Origin of the sequence: Roseibium album (assembly GCF_965233825.1) — a bacterium.
Classification (GTDB): domain Bacteria; phylum Pseudomonadota; class Alphaproteobacteria; order Rhizobiales; family Stappiaceae; genus Roseibium; species Roseibium album.
The window spans coordinates 4,311,331-4,334,547 of sequence record NZ_OZ247583.1; the positions used below are offsets into that span (position 1 = coordinate 4,311,331).

Consider the following 23,217-nt stretch of genomic DNA (forward strand, 5'->3'; position numbering starts at 1 on the left):
GAACTTGTTACAACACCAGGCCACCATTTTCTGGCAGCCCAAGGTGGGTTCCATGAAATTGAGAGCCTTGTTTCGGGGGGGCATGGCACGGTTGTTCTTGCTAACGGCTCCGAAGCAGAAGTTACTTCTGAGCGCATTGTGTATTCTGCAGCAACCGCCGACATGTTTGAGCAGGCGGAAGGGTATGTTTATCCGGAGAATGGCAATCTCGCGCTGAAGCCAGTCTACAAGAAGGGTTGGAAAACCTACAATTTCGAGGTTGAGGATTTCCATACCTATGTCGCAGGCGGTGTGCGTGTGCACAATGATTCGTGGAGTGACAATGCCGGATTTGAATATGCGAATTGGCAGTCTCGTGATGGAAACGCAACTGTCGAGTTGAGTGACGGTACAAGAGCACCACTCAATGGTGAGGACGTTTTGTATGACCGGTTGTCGATGCCGGCATCGTACCGAGACACACCGGAGGCCCATGCAGATTCGCTTGCCTTCGGAATGGGAAAAGCGGGTTTTTCGTTTAAAGATGTTTCTTATGCGACCTGGCGCGAACACACGCTGCATCGACAAACCCCGGAGCAAAGGGCAAAAGGTCTGCTTCCGGAAGCTGTCTCTGATCCCAAGGCGTTCTCACGCCGAGAAGCGCATAATATTTACAAAGACAAACAAGGAGAGAAAGCAGCCGCTCCTGGCTCAAACCAGAATTCCGGCCGCAACTCCGAGGGCTCGACCGTCGACACGACGCGTTCGCGGGAGACGGGCATTGGTAGTGGTGGTCTTGGCGATTATGACAATGATGGTGAGGTTAGTGCACGCGAGCATAACCGGGCCGAGGCTGAAGGTAAATATGACAGCGACGGCGAGTCCGGCGGCAATGGCGGCGGTGGCAAGCCGCCGATCATCTTTGATCTGGATGATGATGGTATCGAGGTGACCGCCCTCGACCGCTCGACGATCTTCATGGATACGGCGGGTGACGGCTTCCTGCGGCGCACCGCCTGGGCGGGCGAGGGCGACGGGGTTCTCTATTTCGATCCGGACGGGCGCAACGAGATCACGGAAAAACGCCAGTTCATCTTCACCGAGTGGGACCCGACGGCAACGAACGATCTTGAAGCCCTGGCATCCGTGTTCGACAGCAATGGCGATGGTGTCCTGAATGCCAGCGATGCGGATTTTTCCAAATTCAAGCTGATGGTGACCAATGCGGACGGGTCGATCGTATCGAAAACTCTGGCCGAGCTTGGCATTACGGAACTCGACCTGACGGCTGATGCAACCCATATCGAGCTTTCCGATGGCTCGGTCATCACCGGACAAACGACCTTCAAGCGCTCCGACGGCACCACCGGCACGGTCGGCGACATGCTGCTGGCTTCCGAGGCCCAGGGACACCGGGTCGAGCAGGTCGAAACCACCGACGGCAGCGGCAACCGGGTGCTGACCTCGACAGCCTATGCGGCGGACGGCAGCAAGGCTTACGAGATCCACTCGGTGGTGAGCCCGGATGGGCTTAATATCACCAACCGCTATGACGACAATGGCGACGGGGTGACCGACCGGATCCAGACCATCGTAACGGTGGTCAATCCGGATGGCAGCCGCACGGAAACCGAAACCAACCTCAACGGCAGCGTTACGGCAACAGCGGTGCTGGAAATCCGCATCGTCACCACCACGAGCGCGGACGGCAAGGTCGAGACCATCGAACGCGACCTTATGGGGGGCGGCTGGTACGACCAGCGCGAGGTCCGCACCGAACATGCCGACGGCAGCCGGACGATCGTCCTCAGCGATCTGGCTCAGAACGGTTCGGTGATCACCAGCCGCTCCGAAACCGTTACGATCGACGGTCTTGTGCGCACCGACGGTACGGATCGGGATGGCGACGGACTGGCTGACACCACGGTAACCCACACGGTGACTGTTCATGCCGATGACAGCCGCACCGAAACCGTGGCAACCGCCAACCGGGACGGATCCCTGCGCGCGCACGTTCAGGAAGATGTCAGCGCGGACGGACGCACCAAGACAATCCTGCGCGATCTTGATGGCGACGGCGACACCGACACCCGCGAAGACCTGGCCATCACCGTTGCTCCGGATGGCGTTTCGACCTCCGTGCTCACCGTCAAGAACGGCGACGGTTCGGTGCGCAGTAGCTCGACGACTGTGCAGTCGGACGATGCCCTGACCAGGACGACGGAGCTGGATCAGGACGGCGACGGCGATATTGACGTCAAGACCGTCGAAGAAACAGTGGTCAACGCCGATGACAGCCGCGAGACGACTGTGACGGTGACAAATACCGATGGATCCGTGCGGGCAAAAACCAAGGAAACGCTCGGCGCAGACAAGGTCAGCTCCACAACCTGGGCGGACCTCAACCAGAACGGGATATTTGAGTCTACCGACCTTGTGTCTTCTGTTGCGGTCAGTGCTGCAACCCAAGAGAGAATTGCGACGAGATATGCTCGCAATGCGGATGGTTCCGTCAATGCCGTCGCAACTTCAACGACAAGTTCCGACGGTCTGACGAAGACCATTGCAACCGATGCGGACGCTGACGGCGACACGGATCTGAGCGTCTCCGATGTCACGGTTCTGAACGGCGACAGCAGCTCGAAACGCACGGTGACTACCAGCAATCAGGATGCTTCCCTGCGGACCTTGAGCGAGACCGTCACCAGCGCGGATGGACTGACGACGACGGTCCGGACCGATGTCGACGGCGATGGCGCTTATGAGGAAAAATCATTCGATACGCGGGTTCTGGAGACCGACGGCGGCACCACCCGTACCTCGTCAAACTATGCCGGTAACGAGACCACGCTACTGGCGCGGACAGTCGTGCATGACAGCGCCGACCGGCGGGTGCGTACGATCACGTTTGACAGGGACGGTGACGGCAACACCGACAATCTCTCCGTCAGGAGCGAAGGCACCGATGGTGCAACGACGCTTACCGAGACGGTGACGGCCAATGACGGCACGGTGCTTGGGCGTTCGGTTACCAGCACCAGCGCCAATGGTCTCGTGAGCGAGACGGCGACGGATCTTGACGGCGATCTTGCCGCCGATGTGACGGCTAAAAGCACGACAGTGCTCAATGCCGATGGCAGCCAGGCGACGACGCAGGAAAGCCGGAATGCGGATCTCTCGCTGAGAATCGCATCCTCGCTCTCCATCAGCGACGACGGTCTGGTTACCGTGCGCGGCTCCGACCGCGACGGCGACGGCACCGAGGAGCGTGTTGTCACAGAAACACGCGTTCTGGAGGCTGATGGCGACACGGTGACGACGATCGAATACCGGTCGGCGGATGGCAGTCTGCTGAGCGAAAGCAATTCGACAACGTTGGCGCATGGGCGTTACTCGATCACGCGGACCGACGCCGATGGCGATGGCGCTTATGACCTGCTCGAAACGACAAGCACCACGCTATATTCAAGTGGAACGGTCTCGACACGGACCGATGTCAAGGATGATACCGGTGTATTGCGCAGCAGGGAACGTCATTCCATTTCCGACGATGGCCGGAACGAATTCAACGACATCGATCTGAACGGCGATGGTAACTACGACATCAAGACAAGCCGCAAGATCGCATCGAGTGGCATCACGACGGTGCACGAGACAAACCTGGCCGCGGACGGCAGCCTGCAGAGCCAGACCAGGTCGGTCACCAGCGCCGATGGCCTTGTCACGACGACCGAGGCCGACCGGCATGGCGATGGAACCTATGAGACGGCGGCAGTAACGACCCGCGTTCTGAATGCCGACGGATCGGTTACCGAAACCAGTGAACTCAAGGGCAGCGACGGCACGCTCTGGTCCCGCTCGGTTGCGACAACGGGTGACGACGGGCTTTCCAGCAGCCTTGCCGACGACATGGACGCTGACGGTCAGGTGGATCGCACGACGTCGCGTCAGACGGTGATTGCCCAGGACGGCACGGTCACGACGACGACAGACGTGACCGCGCAGAACGGCGCGCTTATCGAAAAGTCGGTTGAAAGCGCCAGCGGTGATGGTCGCACGACGTCAATGCATGTTGATCGTGACGGCGATGGCCAGAACGATGAGGAAATGGTCACCAGTGTCGGCGACGATGGTGTCACCACCACGACCTCGTCCTACTTCGCAGGTGATGGTGCATTGCTGGCCCGGATGGTGACAACGGAAAGCGGCAACGGTCTGAGCCGGACGCAGAGCTTTGATCTTGACGGCGACGGCACGGATGACCGGACCCTTGCCGCCACCACTGTGCTCGGATCGGACGGCAGCCGCACCAGCACCATCGAGCACCGGGACGGATTGGGCGCGTTGCTTGCCAAAGAGCAACTGGTGACCTCCGACGACGGCCTTGCCACCACCTTGTCCCAGGATCTTGACGGCGACAACACCTTTGAAACCGTTACGTCTTCCACCACCACTTTTGCGGCAAACGGTGAAACCCAGGAAAACCGGGAAACGCGCGACAGTGCGAATGCGCTGACGGCGACGCAGACCCGAACCACCAGCGGCAATGGCCTCCAGGTCACGCAATCGACCGACTTTGACGGCGACGGCAATGCCGACCGTGTTAACTCCCTTCAGCTGGGTGCATCCGGCGGCAGCACGGAAACGGAGAGCTTCTACGGCACCGGCACGACCCTCTTGCGCGGTTCGTCCACCACGGTCAGTGCTGACGGTCGGACCGTGACTTCCAGCGTCGACCGCGATGGCGATGGTGCAAACGACCTGGAAATGGTGACTGCCGTCGATTTCAGCCGGAATGAAACGGTCACATACACCGACAAGGCGGCGGACGGGTCGACCGAGGCCGTCATCACCAAGACGACGTCGGCCAATGGGGCCACTCAGAGCTACGCCTTTGACATCGACGGTGACGGGACGGCGGACACAACCCGTATCACCACCATGTCCCATGATGGGGCCGGCAACGAGATCGGCACGTTCGAGGAACGGAACGCAGCCGGGCAGCTGGAGTTTTCCAGCACGACGACGACATCCGCCAACGGCCTGACCTCTGAAACGGTGGTTGATTCCGACGGCGATGGCGAGGCGGACAACACCGAACAGACAGTCACGACGCTGAACGCAGATGGCTCGACGACGACGGCGAGCACCGACTGGTTCGACACCGGGGTGATGCGCTCCAGCTTTGAGGAGACCGTCAGCACCGATGGCAGGACAGTCTCCAGGGAATACGACTTCGATGGCGATACGATCACCGACAAGACCTTCTTGTCGGTAACGGGCGCGGATGGCAGCGTCACGGTCACAGAGACGGCGATCGGTGACGACGATGCGGCCACCAGAAGCGCTGTCACCACGACCTCGTCTGACGGTCTGAAGACGACGGTCCTGAGAGACGGCATCACGCAGACGATCAGCCGCTCACCGACGGAAAACGGGTCTTACAGCTGGGACAACGGCGTCACAGACACGTCGGGCAGGCCGCACGTTCTGGTCACCCACAGCGTTGATGGTCTCGGTCTTGAAACCTGGGAAATGCGCGAGACCATGGGCGGCGGCGCGGCCACGGTCTTCACCCAGACCTTCGATGCGGATGCCAAGGCACGCCTGCTGGTGGAAGCAGCCCGGATCTACGATGCGGTTCTCGACCGGGACATGGACCTTTCCGAGGTCGAGGTTCTTGTGCGGTATGGATCAAACGGCCAACTGGACCGTGTCGCGCTCTCCGAGGCGCTTCTGTCTTCTGTCGAATACCAGACCCGCTACGGGTCCCTGAGTGACACGGGCTTTGTCGCGCGGCTCTATCACAACACGCTCGGGCGCGAACCGTTCCTCGATGAACTTGAGGATCATTTGGGTGCGCTTTCCGGGGCTACGGCAACGCGTGCGGAAATTGCTGCGGAGCTGGCCGAATCCGCCGAGCATCTTGTGGTCGGCAACGGCCACACCGAAACCAACAACCACGACGTCTTCCTGATGGACCTGGAAAAGGAGGACCCGCTTGAGGTCTCTTTCGACGGTGGTCCTGTCGAGATCGAAACCAACGATGCGAAAGTCCTGATCGGCACCGCTACCGGTGAAACGCTGAACGGCACCGGCTATGACGCGATTTACGGCCGGGATGGCGATGACACGCTGAACGGGGGTGTCGATGCAACGGCGCTCATCGGTGGTGGCGGCAACGATACGCTCAAAGGCAACACCGGAGACGACAGCCTTGCCGGCGGCACCGGTGACGACCGTCTGGAAGGCGGAACTGGTGACGATACCTACAGCTACGAACGCGGAGACGGCGACGATGTGATCGCCGACACCGGCAACGGTCCAAATGGCGACACACTGGTGTTCGGCAGGGGAATCGGCATCAGTGACCTCTCGTTTGCGCTGTCGGGCGCGAATCTAATCATCAGTTTCCATACTGAAGGAACGGCTGAAGCTGCCGCAGCCGCTGCGGCCGGTCTGGCGCATCTGACAGGATCGATCACGATCGAAGGTTGGACGACCTCCACGAAACGGATTGAGCGGATCGCTTTTGACGATGGCGACAGCCACTGGATTGGCCATCTGACGGCGTTCAACGGGGATGCGTCAGGCGCGGGAACCCTGACCGGCGGCAGCGCCAACGAGTGGCTCGCCGGTCTTGACGGTGATGACACTCTGAACGGCGGTACTGGTCACGACCTGATCAATGGCGGCGCGGGCAATGATGTTCTTGACGGGCAAGGCGGCAACGACACCTTGCTCGGAGGTGCAGGCAATGACGACCTGCGCGGCGGCCTCGGGCACGATGTTCTTGATGCCGGTGCGGGAGATGCAGCGTCTGGCTGGCAGTTGCTTGCTGGTGCTCTCGGCAATGACCAGTACCTGATTGGGCGGGATCATGAGCGCGTCAGCGTTGCTGAACATGACGGCGACGGCTTCGACACCGTTTCATTTGAAGATCTCAGCTTCAAGGACATCAGTCTTTCAACATACGATTATTCGACAGATACCAACAATCCACTTGGCGTGACATCAGAAACAGAGCCGGATGCTCTGGTGCTTTCCTGGGATGACGGCAGCGCGACAGGTGAGGTGTGGCTGAACGATAGCGGAAGTCAGATTGAAAAGTATGAATTTGCAGACGGGAGCACCGTCAGTTCGTTCTCCATGGGCGAAGACGGCAGGCTCGAAATCACAGGTGCACAGCGGTATCTGGAGTATCTGACAGTTGTTAACGGCAGCTTTGAAGCACTCAATCTTAGCGACGGCCAGGCGTTCTACAACAACTTCTACGGCTGGTACAATTCATCGAGCAACAATGGTGTGTTCGATCCAAGCGCCGGGTCATTGACGGACGTTCCGGACGGCGAGAACATAGGCTTCGTCAATCACAGCAACCGGTATATCCGTCAGGACACGCCGCACAGCGTTGAAGCAGGGGCGACCTATACGTTTTCTGCTGATCATGTCGTGCGCATAGACGATGGCCCCGCGCCGCTGCGTTTGAAAATACAGGTGGGCGGCGTGGTTGTTGCCGACGAGATCTTCCAACCGGGAGCGCGCAATACATCGACGCGGGTCGGGGTTTCCTTCAATGCGGACGATTATCCGCAACTGATCGGCCAGGCAATCCAGATTGTTGTCCAGTTTGGCAGCAGCGGAGGTGGTGCAGCCGTCTGTTTCGACGATATCAAACTCTCGAAGGCAAGCGGCGGGGCTGTCATCAACGGGACTGACGCGTCTGAAATTCTGCTTGGATCGGGCGGCCGGGACTTTCTGTATGCCGGAGGTGGTGATGATGAAGTCCACTACAAGACCGGTGATCGTTTCTGGTTGAACGGAGTTGCGCGTGATGTCGGCGGTGACGGCACCGATACGCTTGTCGTTGAAACAGGGTCCGGTTTTGTTACGGACAACATGTCCGGACTTGGTTTTGAGATTTTCAAGGGCGCTGACTTGAACGACCGTGTCACAGGGGATCTCGACACCGTCGACTATTATCTTGATGGTGGTGCCGGAAATGATACTCTGACGGGCAGCGGTGGCAGCGATACGCTCATCGGTGGTGACGGCAACGACAGCCTGGACGCAGGTGCAGGCGTTGAAGGCGAGGAACAGACAGCGGATGGCGGTGCCGGGAACGATATCTATGTGATCGGACCCGATACCTCCCATCTCTGGATCATCGAAGACGCAGATACGGCGCTCGGCGGCAACGATACCCTGCAATTTATCGACATCACTCCTGATCAACTGGTCATCGAAACCATCAATGATCCGGTGAAAGGCATAGCAAGCCAGATCTCCTGGGGCGAGGCGGCAAGCAGCAAATGGGTCCGGTTCACCGGCTCGAGCGTGCCGGTCGAACAGTTCAGGTTCACAACGACGGAGGCGCTAATTTCCGAGCCTCATTCGGTTCGTGACCTTGCGACGAATGCGATTGAGAAGGTTGGAGGCCATACGACACAATATGACCGTGGAACTCATTCTGAAGAGGGGTTTGTCGGTGCTGGGAAGTTGGATACGACGGTCGATGCAACCAACAAGAATGTGATTTTGGGCCTCTCTATGGATCCAGGAGACACTAATTATACGTCCGTCGACTATGGGATCGTCCAGACATGGCAAGGAGTGTTCTGGGTCTATGAAGCTGGGGTGAGCAAAGGAAACTTCGGCAACTATCATATTGGCGATGAGCTCAGTATCGAACGTCTCGCGGATGGCACGGTCCAGTATCTTCGCAATGGGGAAGTTTTCTATACCAGCGCCATTTTGTCCGACATCTCCACGACGCTCTATGCAGATGCGAGTTTTTACCACCACGGCAGCCGGTTGGGTGACACGTACCTGCAGTCTGGGAGCGGCTCGAAGGATCTTGTCACCTGGATTGGCAATGCTGACCTTTCGGTTGCCGGAAAGGCCGGTGCTGTTATCCATACCTGCGAGGACCTGAACGGCGATGGTGTTGTTGATGCAATCCTGACATCCAATGACGGATCGATCTGGACACGTCTTGGCGATGGCCAGGGAGGTTTTGAGCCTGCCGAGGTAACTGGAAATCACCTGACTGAAAACAGCATTGTGAAAACCGGTGGCGTTCATGGCAGCTGGGATCAGGGGGCCAATTCGTACGAGGGACTTGTTGGTGTCGGCATGTTCACGACGATCGTTGATCGAACGGATCTGAACACCATTGTCGGGGTGTCTGCTGATTTTGCTGGGGCAAGTTTTGCAACCATCGATTATGCTTTGTTCCAGCGTCATGATGGCCTTTTGGGCGTATACGAAAATGGGGTCAGTCGAGGGGTATTCGGAGCATACAATGTCGGAGACGAGCTACAAATCGAACGGCTTGCCGACGGCACCGTTCGGTACCTGAAGAATAGTGAGGTATTTTATACCAGCTCCGTCCTGTCGGATACGACCACCGAACTTTTTGCCGACTCGAGCTTCTTTCACCACGGCAGTAGTCTAGGCAACACATTCATTCAGTCCGGGTCGGCACCTGCCGAATTGGTGAAGTGGCAGCCGGGTTCGGGTGTGTCTGAACTTGTTCAAGATGATACCGTCGCAATCAATTATCTCGATCTGAATGGCGACGATGTGACCGATGCAGTCATGACTTCCGAGGATGGGTCTATCTGGACACGAATTGGCGATGGCAAGGGTGGCTTCGGAGAAGCGAGGGCGCAGGGACGTGATCTTGCCGGAAATGGGCTCGTCAAGACGGGCGGGGTTCACGGCTCCTTTGATGAAGGCGCGTTTTCGAAGGAAGGATTTGTCGGCGCGGGCGCATTGACGACCATTGTCTCACGAGATGACCTGAACAAGGCGATTGGACTGTCGGTTCATGATACCGACACAAGGCACGATTCGATCGATTATGCCCTCTATCAGCGTAACGATGGTCAGCTGCAGGTTTTGGAGAATGGTGTCAGCAAAGGGATCTATGGAACATACCATGTTGGTGATGAGCTTCAGATTGAAAGGCTCGCGGACGGCACAGTTCAATATCTGAAGAACGGCGTCGTTTTCTACACCAGTCTGGTACTGTCCGACGTGGCGACAGAACTTCATGGTGATGTGGGGCTCCAGCACCATGGCAGTAGCGTGGGTGACACGTACATCCAATCCGGGTCGGCAGCGGCTGAGTTGGTGACATGGCAACGAGGCTCTGGAGTTTCGCAAACTGGTGCCGACAGCGCGATTTCAACGAGCTTCAAGGACCTGAACGGTGACGGTAATGTTGATGCTGTTTTGTCGTCCGATGACGGATCGATCTGGACACGTTTGGGAGATGGTGTCGGTGGCTTCAGCGAGGCTAAGGCACAGGGTCGTGATCTTGCGACGAATGTCATCCAGAAATCTGGAGGCGGTGCGACGACCTGGGACCGGGGGGCGTATTCGCAGGAAGGTCTGGCAGGTGCAGGTACACTGACAACGACAGCCAACCAGACGAACAAGGCGATAGTTATTGGTTTGTCTGCCGATGTGGCAGGTTCAAGCCATTTCACTTCCATCGAGTATGGAATTTTTATGCGTGAGAATGCCGATCTTGGCGTTTATGAACTTGGAGTTCTGAAGGGTTACTTTGGTAAGTACGCAGCGGGTGACCAGCTTTCAGTTGAACGGCTTTCCGACGGGACGGTTCAATATCTGAAGAACGGTTCGGTTTTCTATACCAGCACCGTGTCTTCGGACATGTCGTCCACGCTCTATGTGGATGCCAGTTTCTACAATCTTGGTGGCCGCACAGGTGAGACGTTTCTTCGATCCGAAGGCGGACCGCTGACGCCGGTGAGTTGGGTTGTTGACCCGGGCATTGAGGCGATTTTCACGACTGATCCGGTTTCCGTCACCTACGAGGATCTGAACGGTGACAACATCGTCGATGCTGTTTTGACCTCCGATGATGGGTCTATTTGGACGCGTCTTGGTGATGGTTCAGGCGGGTTTGAAAAGACTGTTTCCCAAGGGCGTGATGTGGGGACCAATTCGATCGAGAAGGTCGGTGGCAGTACGGCTGGTTGGGATTATGGTGCCTATTCTGCGGAGAGTTTTTCCGGAGCCGGTGCCCTATCGACGGTCGTAGCCCAGACCCACAAGGGCTTTATGGTCGGGTTGTCAACTCAGCCCTTCGATCAAGGCCTCCAATCAATTAAGTTCGGGATCAATGCTCGCTCCGATAATCTTCTTGGGGTCTTTGAAACCGGTGTCAGTAAGGGTGTTTTCGGATCCTATGCAATTGGTGATGAGCTGTCGATTGAGCGACTTGCGGACGGCACAGTACAGTATCTGAAGAACGGTGTTGTGTTCTACACGAGTCTCGGGAGTTCGGATCCGTCCGTGGCTCTGCGCGCTGATGCGAGCTTTTATCATCATGGTGCGCGCTTGGCAGACACGAGTCTCAAAGAAGGCAACGGCCCAGCCAAGTTGGTGACATGGAGTCATAACCAGGCCAATATTGTCGAGATCTTTCCTGACATTGAGGTTGATACCTCTTTCCAGGACTCGAACGGTGACAATATCGTTGATGCTGTTTTAACCTCCGACGACGGTTCGATCTGGACACGTCTGGGCGATGGTCAGGGCGGGTTTGGGGAGGCCAGGGCTCAGGGACGTGACTTTGCTACGAATTCTATTGAGAAAATTGGAGGCAGCACTGCGAACTGGGACCGGGGGGCTTACTCCAAGGAAGGTCTTTCGGGTGCGGGAAAACTGACGACAGTGGTTGAACAGACCAACAAATACACTTTCTTGGGTCTTTCTTCAGATGCTGGCGATAGTGGATACACGTCGATTGATTACGCGATCGATCAATCTCACGGTACGATTTATGTTTTTGAGAACGGAATAAACAGAGGTTCATTTGGAAGTTATTTGGTCGGCGATTTGTTGACAATCGAGCGCCAAGTGGACGGCACAGTCCGATATCTCAAGAACGACGTCGTGTTCTATACAAGTACTGTTGTATCGAACACATCCGAAGCCCTCCATGCAGACGCGAGCTTCTACAATCATGGAAGCCGATTGGGTGAAACCCATCTGGAGTCAATTGACGGCACTGTTACGCATGTAAACTGGACCTACGATTCAGATGTTGCTTTGGTTGAACCTGATGGCCCAATAACGACGACCTTTGAGGACTTGAACGGCGACGGTGTTGTTGATGCGGTCCTAACGTCGACGGACGGGTCTATCTGGACACGTCTTGGTGATGGCCACGGCGGGTTCGGTGAGGCCAAGGTTCAGGGACGCGACTTTGCGACGAATGCGATCGAAAAGACAGGCGGGAGCGCGGGGCTCTGGGACCGGGGTGCCTATTCTGAAGAGAAACTGACCGGTGCAGGCGTGTTTACGACCATGGTTGCACAGCGCGGTCTGCAAACAGGCTTTGGTGTCTCCGTCGATGCTGCAAACAGCGACTTTAATGTAATCGACTATGCGATCTCTTTCAGGACGGACAGCCGTCTTCAGGTAGTTGAAAACGGTGTCTCAAAGGGAATATTTAACACTTTCTCTGTTGGAGACGAGATTAGCATTGAACGTCTTGAAGACGGCAAAGTTCAGTATCTGCACAATGGGGCAGTATTCTATACCAGTGCGGTGGTTTCCGTGCTGAGCGAGTCGCTTCGTGCGGATGCGAGCTTCTTTCACCATAGCAGCAGACTTGGCGATACCTTCATTCAGTCGGGCGGTGCCGCTAGAGATCTGGTGACATGGGTCACTGATCCAGGTCTTGTGATTGCAGGGCCAGTTGGAACGGTTTCAACGGTATATCAGAATCTGAACGGTGACGGTATTGTCGATGCTGTTCTGACTTCCGCGGACGGATCGATCTGGACACGTCTGGGCGATGGTCAGGGCGGGTTTGGGGAGGCCAGGGCTCAGGGACGTGACTTTGCTACGAATTCTATTGAGAAAATTGGAGGCAGCACTGCGAACTGGGACCGGGGGGCTTACTCCAAGGAAGGTCTTTCGGGTGCGGGAAAACTGACGACAGTGGTTGAACAGACCAACAAATACACTTTCTTGGGTCTTTCTTCAGATGCTGGCGATAGTGGATACACGTCGATTGATTACGCGATCGATCAATCTCACGGTACGATTTATGTTTTTGAGAACGGAATAAACAGAGGTTCATTTGGAAGTTATTTGGTCGGCGATTTGTTGACAATCGAGCGCCAAGTGGACGGCACAGTCCGATATCTCAAGAACGACGTCGTGTTCTATACAAGTACTGTTGTATCGAACACATCCGAAGCCCTCCATGCAGACGCGAGCTTCTACAATCATGGAAGCCGATTGGGTGAAACCCATCTGGAGTCAATTGACGGCACTGTTACGCATGTAAACTGGACCTACGATTCAGATGTTGCTTTGGTTGAACCTGATGGCCCAATAACGACGACCTTTGAGGACCTGAACGGCGACGGTGTTGTTGATGCTATCCTGACCGCCGATGACGGCTCTATCTGGACACGTCTTGGTGATGGCCAAGGCGGGTTCGGTGAAGCGAACCAATTGAACGGTCAACAAGACGATCAGACTTTCAATTTCGTCAACGGAACGGCTGGAAACGATACGCTTTCAGGCAGCACCGGTGCCGAAATCCTGGCCGGTGGTGCAGGACACGACAACCTGAATGGAGCGGGGGGGAGCGACATTCTCTCTGGTGGCACGGGTTCGGACACGTTCGTCTTCACAAGCGTTGGCGAAACAAATGCCGTTGTTACCGATTTCGATACAAGCGGCGCATCAACTGACGTGTTGCAGTTTGAAAGCTCTGTCTTTGCGGACTGGAATGCAGTCCTTACTGCCGCGTCGGACGACGGTGCCGATACAACGATTGTGCTCGATGCTGACAGTCATGTAGTCCTGAAAAGCGTGCTGCTTTCCAGCCTGCAAAGTGATGACTTTGTCTTCGTTTAAGACGCGCTTGAAATGATGTTGCCCATGGTGATCATTCGGACGAAAGCTTTCGATTGATCACTATGGTTTGGATATCTTGTTTACGTCGTTAAAGGGTCTCCGCGAGCGAAAGTTTTCGTTCTCGAGAGCAGAAAAATTGGTCTTTGACCACCCGTTTCAGCAGTGCGGACGAAGCTTTCATGCAGTCTCAAGTTGAAACTTGAGGAACCTGGCGCCATCGTATTCGATCTCCCCGAGAAATTTCGCTCCAATCCTTTTGAGTGCACCCAGGTTCTTTCGAGATGGTGGCAAGAGAAATGTTACAAAGGGGATGCGCTCGTCGGCAATCGCATATTCCAGCGCCTTTCTCGAAATGCGTGTTCCAAGACCAAAGGCATCGGGTCGCAAAACCAGTCCGAAGTCCCACTCGTCGCCTTCTTTTTGAAAACCACCCCACCCGACATACCGGCCATCGGACAAGATCGCCCAGTGACCGAGCCCATCACGGTTCCAGCATTCTTCCTTTTGGGCAACGAACTTGCTCACAGCCGCGTCGTCCCATGCAAATGTCAAAAGCGGCATGTGTTCCGCGACCCTGGGGTCAGACATGTGAGCCGCAATCTCGGCTGGCTCAATTTCCGACAATCGGGCAAAAGCGATATTATGTTTCAAGTTGGCATCCACTCGCACTCTTGAGGTGTCTATCCTGATGATTCCGTTCCAGACAGGACAGGAACGCTATTTTATGCGTTTTCAATCCACTTGAGGCTCGCATAAAGGCTCCCGATATCGCTGTCACGGCATCTATGTCGGCGTTTGGGATCAGCAACGGGTTGTTGCTGTGTTTAATTCGGGGTCGGCTCTCGACAATGCAATGATTTCGTTTGAATAACCTGTCTTCCTGAAAGAAACTCGGAGCATGATTGCCTATGTCACAGTTGGTGCGGATGACATCGCCCGGGCGAAACGGTTTTATTCCGCGATCCTGCCGGCCCTTGGTTACGAGCTGGAGGAGGGGCCAGAGGGCCTGAGTTGCGTGTTGCCCGTCGAACCAGGTCAGTCTCCCGTTCTGCCTGACTTCTACGTCAAACCAACCTTTGATGGTCGTCCTGCCTCGGCCGGAAACGGTTCCATGGTCGCATTCGAGGCGCGCAATCAACAGCAGGTTCGGGATCTTCACGCTGCAGCGCTTCTTGCCGGCGGTTCCGACGAGGGCCAACCGGGCTTCCGGGTCTCGTACGGACCTAACTTCTTTGTTGGCTACCTTCGCGACCCTCAAGGCAACAAGATCGCACTTTTCTCCAGCGATCCGAACGAACCCGGACGAGACGGATAACGCGGTTTCTCGGGTTGCCAGACCCATGAGCCGCATCGCGAAAATCCGGGATACCGCCTCATGGCAGATCTTCACCGCACATGATCCGGACGACACCTATGCACCCTCACGTCGGCCGTCCTCGGCGTAACCGCCCATTTCCGAGCGCTGTCATTCGTAGTTTTCAGCACAAAGTGATGATGTGTGGACAAAGCCGCCATTCGCGCCGTCGTCGTGAAAGTCAGCTGGCTGTGCCAAGATTACCGTGCGGACTCTGTCCAGGAGCAGTACGGAACTGTGCTCCTGGACAGAGTATTCCTTCTCCACCCAAGGTTGAGGTGACATGGAAGGGCTTAATCAAATGTTTTGCGCAACAAAACTAGATTGTCGAGGACAAGGTTGGAGGACCAGATAAAGTCCGCGTTCGCGCCAGGCGTGTCAAATATGTCTTCGAAGTTGGTAAAGGCCTTTTTGTTTTTTACGCCGACCGTCTCGTTGCTAAACGTTACGGCGGCCGGCCAGATGCTGTCATCGAAAGATGGCATCATCCAGTCCGATGGAACTGCCCAATGTGCCGCTGAATACCCTGTCGCATCATCGACGCCCTCTTGACTACAAGCCGAACTGTCGCGGGAATGGCCGTCAACAAGAAGGCAACTTCGATCGTTCAGAGGGGACGTGTAGAAAGTCTGCGCACGCCAACTGTCATCCGTTATTGCGACAGTCGCGCCATTCGCATCCTGAATATGCGCAACCAGGCCGCCATCTCCAGGGTGGAAAGCCTTGCCACGGTTGTCTTCAGAGCCAAGGCCAAGGTTCTCTTCCCAATCCACCATCATGATGGCCAGTGTCACCGGACGCTCCGCTGTGAAGCGGACAACATTCGAGTTGAACTTCGTAAACGGGACAGGGTCGACCGCGATCAGTGTGCCATTTACATATAGTTCAAAGTAATTGTCGGCGAAAACATATGCAGTGAATTGCTCGCTGCCACCCGCGTCCAAGATAGGCACACTGTCCAGATCAAGCTCTGCCAGGGAGTCCAATCGGTCGCCCCCGCATTCATTGAAGAGGTCGGCGGCAAACAGTGCCGTTCCGTAATTCGTCGCGGCAGGAACCGTCCAGACCGTACCATCGTCGGATTTTATTTCTCCAACCGCACTCGCGCGCGTTCCCGGACCGCAGTCAAACAGGCCAGGGTTGATTTCCGTGGCAAGTCCGGTTGTGAAAGTGGCCTCTTGAGCCTCCGCCCCGAATGGGGCGGTCGCAAACAGGAGGCCTGCTAGGGCGTATCTCATAGTATCGTTTCTCCCTGGGTTTTGACTTTTCTACACACTCACAAAGCAAAATGCAGAGATTGTGCAGGGATAGCCTCTCCACTTTCAAAAGCGACACCTCGCGGTATCCTGTGGAGCCAACGCGACAGCATTGCATCACGGATCCATTCGGCGTTGGAATTAGCTGGTGTCACCAGAAAATAACGAGATTGATTTTGCACTGCAACATTTTGCTTTGCATAAAAAATAGCACTGCGCATAATAGAGGCATGAGCAGTGGTATTTCGATCCTAGTCATCGATGACAACAAGATACGTGCATCCATCATCGAAGAGGGATTGCGCGATGCCGGGCACGACGAGGTCATCCTCGTGCATCAGATGGACGGCCTGGTGCGCCAGATTGCGGACATCAATCCGGATGTCATCGTGATCGACCTGGAAAATCCCAACCGGGATCAGTTGGAACACATGTTTCAGGTGTCCCGGACCGTGCACCGGCCAATCGCCATGTTTGTCGACAAGGCGGACAGCCGTTCGATTGAGGCCGCAGTCGATGCCGGGGTTTCTGCCTACGTCGTCGACGGCCTCAAACGCGAACGTGTGAAGCCAATTCTCGACATGGCTGTCAGCCGGTTTCGCGCCTTTTCCAAGCTTGCCCAGGAACTGGAGGATGCGCGCACGGAACTGGCGGATCGGAAATCGATCGATCGCGCCAAGGGAATACTGATGAAGTCGAAAGGGCTGTCGGAGCAGGAGGCCTATGAACTTCTGCGACGCACCGCGATGAACCAGAGCCGCAAGATTATCGACGTGGCGCAAAGCCTGATTATCGCCAGTGGACTGCTGGCAGACTGATACGGGACTGACTGACACCTGAATGCGCTCGCGCATTTGAAAAGGAACGGCCAATTTGGAGATCGGAGGAAAATGGAAACCCGACTGACATCTGTTATTGCAGGGTTCATTCCTCTGTTGGACAGCGCGGTTCTGGTTGCGGCAAAGGAAATCGGCTTTGCTGAAAGGGAAGGGATTGCGCTGAAACTGGTCCGCGAGTCCTCCTGGGCCAACATAAGGGACCGGATCGCCGTCGGTCACTTTGATGTTTCGCACATGCTGGCACCCATGCCGATTGCCGCAAGTTTGAACCTCACCAGCCTGTCGGTTCCGATGCTGGCGCCCATGGTGCTTGGTCTTGGTGGGAATGCAATCACGGTTTCATCCACACTGTGGATGGAGATGGCTGACCAGGGGGCTGACCAAAACGGCGATCCGGCATCGACCGGATCCGCCCTGGCCAGGGTGATCCGTGCCCGGGGCGAGGCGAGGGGTTCTTCCATTCGGTTTGGCGTCGTGCACCCTTTTTCCGGCCATGCCTATGAATTGAGGTATTGGCTGGCTGCGGCAGGAATTGATCCGGACAGGCATGTTGAAATCACGGTGCTCGCCCCGCAGCTCATGGCCGACGCCCTGATTGCGGGCCATCTGGACGGCTATTGCGTCGGGGAACCTTGGAACTCGGCAGCCGTCGTGGCGGGAACCGGCCGCATCGTCACCTGCAAACAGTCGATCTGGCCGAACAGTCCGGAAAAGGTTCTCGGCGTGACACGGAAGTGGGCCTTGGCCAATCCTGAAGTTCTGGCGGCATTGATGCGAGCCATGTCGGCTGCAGCCGACTGGTGTTCCGATCCGAACAATGCGAACCACCTGACCGAAATACTCACCGGGCCGCAATACCTTGCTTGCACACCCAGCATTTGCCGCCCGGCGCTCTGCGGCGAGATGCGCTTCGACCTGACAGCAGCGCAGACGATCCCAGATTTTCTGACGTTTTCCGGCGGAGAGACTGCCGCGCCGATGCCGGCCCACGGACGATGGTTTTACGAGCAGATGGTTCGGTGGAGACAGGCGGAGTTTTCTGATGACCAGGTCGAAGAAGTGTCGTCCATCTTTTCACCCTCGCTTTATAGCGCGGCATTGGGTCTTGAGGAAAAGGCGGCAGAAGGTTCGATCCGCTTATTCGACACTCCATGAAAAATACCGGCGACACTGAGTTATTCATCCTGATCCATTCTGGTAGTGCACTGCACAAAAAACCGTCATCTGCCTCTAACCTCAGCCAACAATTCGGGCAAACCGACTGGCATGGTTGGAACGAAGAATCCATTAACCGACTATGAAATATACATAATTCAAGGTTCGTCCAGTTTGGCACACTTCCTGCTTACACATTTGATGAGGCCGACGCTGGCCTAATTCATATTGCGCCCATTGACGGGCGCTCAGGCAAAGCCGCCGTTCTGATCTGCATCCTCTTCTCCCGGGCGCAGGTCAAGACGGCGGCTTTTTGTTTGGAGCCAGCGTTCGATCAGGACGCGGAAGACAAGAGGGAACAGGACGTGACGCACGTGAAAAAAATCCGGATGACCCGAAGGATTGCGCTCGCTGCAATGTTGACGGCAACCGCCATGGTGCCGGCATCGGCAGCCTTTGCCGAGGCGCTGGACGTCGAAAAGGACGAACTCACTTTCGGATTCATCAAGCTGACCGACATGGCGCCACTGGCCGTCGCCTATGAGCTCGGCTTTTTCGAGGAAGAAGGACTTTTCGTGACCCTGGAGCCTCAGGCCAACTGGAAAGTGCTGCTGGACCGTGTGATCACGGGCGAACTGGACGGAGCGCACATGCTTGCGGGCCAACCGTTGGCAGCAACGATCGGTTTCGGCACAAAGGCCCACATCGTCACGCCTTTTTCCATGGACCTCAACGGGAACGGCATAACCGTGTCCAACGAGATCTGGGAAATGATGAAGCCGAACATCCCGACAATGGATGACGGACGCCCGCAACATCCGATTTCGGCCAAGGCCCTCAAGCCGGTCGTCGACAAGTTCATTGATGAAGGAAAACCCTTCAACATGGGCATGGTGTTCCCGGTCTCGACGCACAATTATGAACTGCGCTACTGGCTCGCTTCCGGCGACATCCATCCGGGCTTTTATTCCGAGACCGACATTTCCGGTCAGATCCAGGGCGAAGCTCTTCTTTCGGTGACGCCACCACCTCAAATGCCGGCAACGCTGGAAGCAGGCACCATCTATGGCTATTGCGTTGGCGAGCCCTGGAACCAGCAGGCGGTCTTCAAGGGGATCGGTGTTCCGGTGATCACCGATTACGAAATCTGGAAGAACAATCCAGAGAAAGTGTTCGGGCTCACCAAGGAATTCACGGAAGAGTATCCCAATACGACACTCGCCATCACCAAGGCCCTGATCCGCGCGGCCAAGTGGCTGGATGAAAACGACAATGCCAATCGCATGGAAGCGGTCGAAATCCTCGCCAGGTCCGAATATGTCGGGGCGGACGCGGAAGTCATCGCCAACTCCATGACAGGTACGTTCGAGTACGAGAAGGGCGACAAGCGCGACGTACCGGATTTCAACGTCTTTTACCGCTACTACGCGACGTATCCCTACTATTCCGACGCGGTCTGGTATCTGACGCAGATGCGTCGCTGGGGCCAGATTCCGGAGCAGAAACCCGACAGCTGGTACGATGATGTCGCCAAGTCCGTCTATCTGCCAGAGACCTATCTGAAGGCTGCACGCATGCTGGTCGAGGAAGGGCATGTCGCCGAAGAGGATTTTCCCTGGGAGTCCGACGGCTATCGTGCGCCGACACCTGCCGCCGATATCATCGACGGCATTCCCTACGACGGCAAACAGCCCAACGCCTATATCGACAGCCTGCCCATCGGCCTCAAGGGCAAGCAGGTTGTTGACGGCAACGAAGTGGTTGGCGGCTGACGTATCTATCGGAGCGGTGGCCAAAGGAGCCACCGCCCAATCTTCCAGAATTCCAGAATTAGATTACAAGGGACCGTTCCCATGGCCAATGCCGATACCGCAGGATCGACGGATCTTGCCCGGGCCGCCCGGAAAGAAAAACTCTTCACGTTGATCAACAAGGCCGGCGGATGGCTGGATGCGCTTGGATTTTCCTGGCTCGTGCCACTCATGAAGATAGCTGCGGGCGACAATCCGAAAGAACAACTGGGCGAACTGAAACGCGGGTTCCTGATCCCGTTGCTCGGAATCGTCACCTTCCTGGTTCTGTGGGGAGCGCTGGCGCCACAGGTCCAGACGTCACTCGGCGCGGTTCCGGGCCCTGCACAGGTCTGGTCGCAATCAGTCAATCTCTGGCATGACCATGTTCGAGAACGCGAAAAGGCAGCCGCATTCTACGAGCGTCAGGATGCCCGAAACGCCAAATACGAGGCAGAGGGCAAGACCGACAAGATCAAGTTCCGCAGCTATACCGGCAAGCCGACCTATATCGATCAGATCGGTACCTCCCTGCTGACCGTCGGTCTCGGCTTCCTGATCGCAACTATCATTGCTGTTCCGCTCGGCATCGCCTCTGGCCTGTCGAGGTCGTTCAACGGTGCAATCAATCCCCTGATCCAGATCTTCAAACCGGTATCACCCCTGGCGTGGTTGCCGATCGTCACCATGATCGTGTCGGCAACATACGCCAATCCCTATGACTGGTTGTCAAAGTCGTTGCTGATCTCGGCCGTGACCGTGACGCTCTGCTCCATGTGGCCGACCCTGATCAACACCGCGCTTGGCGTGGCTTCGGTCGACAAGGATCTGATGAATGTTGGCCGCGTGCTCCAGTTGCCTACCTGGAAAACCATCACGAAACTCGTGCTTCCCTCTTCGTTGCCTCTGATCTTCACCGGTCTGCGCCTGTCATTGGGTGTGGGTTGGATGGTTCTGATCGCGGCTGAAATGCTGGCGCAGAACCCTGGCCTTGGAAAATTCGTCTGGGACGAGTTCCAGAACGGCTCCTCGCAGTCTCTGGCCAAGATCATGGTCGCGGTCGTGACCATCGGTCTCATCGGCTTCATGCTCGACAGGTTGATGTTCGCCCTGCAACGCGCCTTCACATTCAGCGCCAATCGCTAAGGAGGCCGATATGTCCTTTCTGGAAATCTCCGGTGTCTCCAAGTCCTATGGCGAAGGTGCCGGCCGCACGGATGTGCTTGAAGACATCAATCTGAAAGTGGAAGAGGGTGAGTTCATAGCCATCGTCGGCTTCTCCGGCACTGGAAAGACGACGCTGATCTCCCTGCTTGCAGGGTTGATCGATGCCGACGCGGGCGGGGTGATCTTCAATGGCAAGGAGATCGATGGTCCAAGTCCGGACCGGGGCGTGGTCTTTCAGTCATACTCCCTGTTGCCCTGGCTCTCGGTCACCGGCAACGTGGCGCTCGCTGTCGACACGGTCTTCAAGAAGAGGCCTGCAAGGGAACGGAAGGCCATCTGCGACAAGTATATCGAGATGGTCGGCCTTGCACATGCAAGGGAGCGCAAACCGGCCGAACTTTCCGGTGGCATGCGTCAGCGCGTCGCCGTTGCGCGGGCTCTCGCTATGCAGCCTGAATTGCTGCTTCTCGACGAGCCGCTCAGCGCTCTTGATGCCTTGACGCGGTCCAAGCTTCAGGACGAGTTTGCGGCGATCTGCGAACAGGAAAAGAAAACCATCGTCCTGATCACGAACGATGTCGACGAGGCCATTCTGCTGGCCGACCGGATCATCCCCCTGAACCCGGGAACGACCGCAACGCTCGGCCCGGAATTCAAGGTGCCGTTCAAACGACCGCGCGATCGCGGTGAACTCAATCATGACGAAGACTTCATCAAGCTTCGAGCCGATGTCACCGAGTACCTGATGGCTGTTGGTGCCGAACGCGGGACCGATCTGGAGCGCGATATAGTCTTGCCGAATATCGTCCCCATCACGCAGCGGAGCAACCCGGAAGACCCGTTGCCACCTGCGTACGCGCGTGCCGCGGAATCCGTCAAGGACGACCGTTTCCTCGAATTTTCACAGCTCAAGAAAGTCTACCCGACTCCGAAGGGACCATTGACCGTTGTCGATGATTTCGAGCTTAAGATGAAGAAAGGCGAGTTCATTACGCTCATCGGCCATTCCGGCTGCGGCAAGTCGACTGTCCTTTCCATGGTGGCGGGATTGAACCCTATCACCGAGGGGGCGATCGTCCTCGACGGAACCCACGTCACCCAGGCCGGACCTGACAGGGCGGTGGTTTTTCAGGCCCCGAGCCTCATGCCCTGGCTGACGGCTCACGAGAATGTCGCTCTGGGTGTCGACAAGGTTTATCCGGATGCGTCCAAGTCTGAGAAGCGGGACGTCATCGAGTACTACCTTTCAAAAGTTGGTCTGGCCGATGCCATGCAGAAGAGGGCCTCCGATCTTTCCAACGGTATGAAGCAACGTGTCGGGATCGCGCGTGCCTTTGCTCTTTCACCCAAACTTCTGCTGCTCGATGAACCTTTCGGGATGCTTGACAGTCTGACACGTTGGGAACTTCAGGACGTTCTGATGGATGTGTGGAAACGCACCCAGGTGACAGCGATCTGCGTCACCCACGACGTCGATGAGGCAATCCTTCTCGCGGACCGGGTGGTCATGATGTCCAACGGTCCGAATGCCAGGATTGGAAACATCATGGACGTTGACCTGCCGCGTCCACGCTCGCGCAAGGAGCTGCTCGCCCATCCGGACTACTACGCCTATCGCGAAGAACTTCTGGACTTCCTGGAAGCGTATGAAGGCGGGGCGGATCCGAGCGAGGATCAACTCAAATCCATCCAGGAAAAACGCGCCACCCGCATGGCACGCCAGAAGGCAGCCATGGAAGCGGCCGAGTAGTCCGTGGAGAAAA

At 56.5% G+C, this 23,217-nt stretch carries 9 protein-coding genes; 7 read left to right on the plus strand and 2 right to left on the minus strand.

The window, feature by feature from the left end; translation table 11 throughout:
- Positions 1–138 precede the first annotated feature (138 nt).
- A complete protein-coding gene (locus ACO6TI_RS19650) occupies positions 139–13,893 on the plus strand; it encodes a DUF4214 domain-containing protein (protein WP_422383146.1) in 13,755 nt (4,584 codons plus the stop codon).
- Between the two features lie 177 nt (positions 13,894–14,070).
- Here ACO6TI_RS19650 and ACO6TI_RS19655 read toward each other — a convergent pair whose 3' ends face one another.
- Complete coding sequence (locus ACO6TI_RS19655; protein ID WP_422383147.1) at positions 14,071–14,544, minus strand: GNAT family N-acetyltransferase; 474 nt, start codon at positions 14,542–14,544, stop codon at positions 14,071–14,073.
- 247 nt (positions 14,545–14,791) lie between these two features.
- On the opposite strand from ACO6TI_RS19655, the gene ACO6TI_RS19660 reads away from it, so the two are divergent.
- Positions 14,792–15,208 (plus strand): VOC family protein, encoded by a 417-nt coding sequence (locus ACO6TI_RS19660; RefSeq protein ID WP_055121219.1) that lies wholly within the window; start codon positions 14,792–14,794, stop codon positions 15,206–15,208.
- Between the two features lie 332 nt (positions 15,209–15,540).
- On the opposite strand, the gene ACO6TI_RS19665 is transcribed toward ACO6TI_RS19660, so the two are convergent.
- Entirely contained in the window at positions 15,541–16,485 is a 945-nt protein-coding gene (locus tag ACO6TI_RS19665; protein ID WP_422383148.1) for a hypothetical protein, read from the minus strand.
- A gap of 248 nt (positions 16,486–16,733) precedes the next feature.
- On the opposite strand from ACO6TI_RS19665, the gene ACO6TI_RS19670 reads away from it, so the two are divergent.
- The 5 genes from ACO6TI_RS19670 (at position 16,734) to ACO6TI_RS19690 (ending at position 23,204) form a co-directional block, all read left to right on the plus strand.
- Complete coding sequence (locus ACO6TI_RS19670) at positions 16,734–17,321, plus strand: ANTAR domain-containing response regulator (RefSeq protein WP_108875103.1); 588 nt, start codon at positions 16,734–16,736, stop codon at positions 17,319–17,321.
- A 72-nt stretch (positions 17,322–17,393) separates the two neighbouring features.
- Entirely contained in the window at positions 17,394–18,497 is a 1,104-nt protein-coding gene (locus tag ACO6TI_RS19675) for a CmpA/NrtA family ABC transporter substrate-binding protein (protein ID WP_422383149.1), read from the plus strand.
- A gap of 389 nt (positions 18,498–18,886) precedes the next feature.
- Positions 18,887–20,269 (plus strand): CmpA/NrtA family ABC transporter substrate-binding protein, encoded by a 1,383-nt coding sequence (locus tag ACO6TI_RS19680; RefSeq protein ID WP_055391468.1) that lies wholly within the window; start codon positions 18,887–18,889, stop codon positions 20,267–20,269.
- A gap of 81 nt (positions 20,270–20,350) precedes the next feature.
- A complete protein-coding gene (locus ACO6TI_RS19685; RefSeq protein WP_055121223.1) occupies positions 20,351–21,433 on the plus strand; it encodes an ABC transporter permease in 1,083 nt (360 codons plus the stop codon).
- Positions 21,434–21,443: 10 nt separating this feature from the next.
- Positions 21,444–23,204 (plus strand): ABC transporter ATP-binding protein, encoded by a 1,761-nt coding sequence (locus ACO6TI_RS19690; RefSeq protein ID WP_422383150.1) that lies wholly within the window; start codon positions 21,444–21,446, stop codon positions 23,202–23,204.
- The last annotated feature ends 13 nt before the right edge of the window (positions 23,205–23,217 follow it).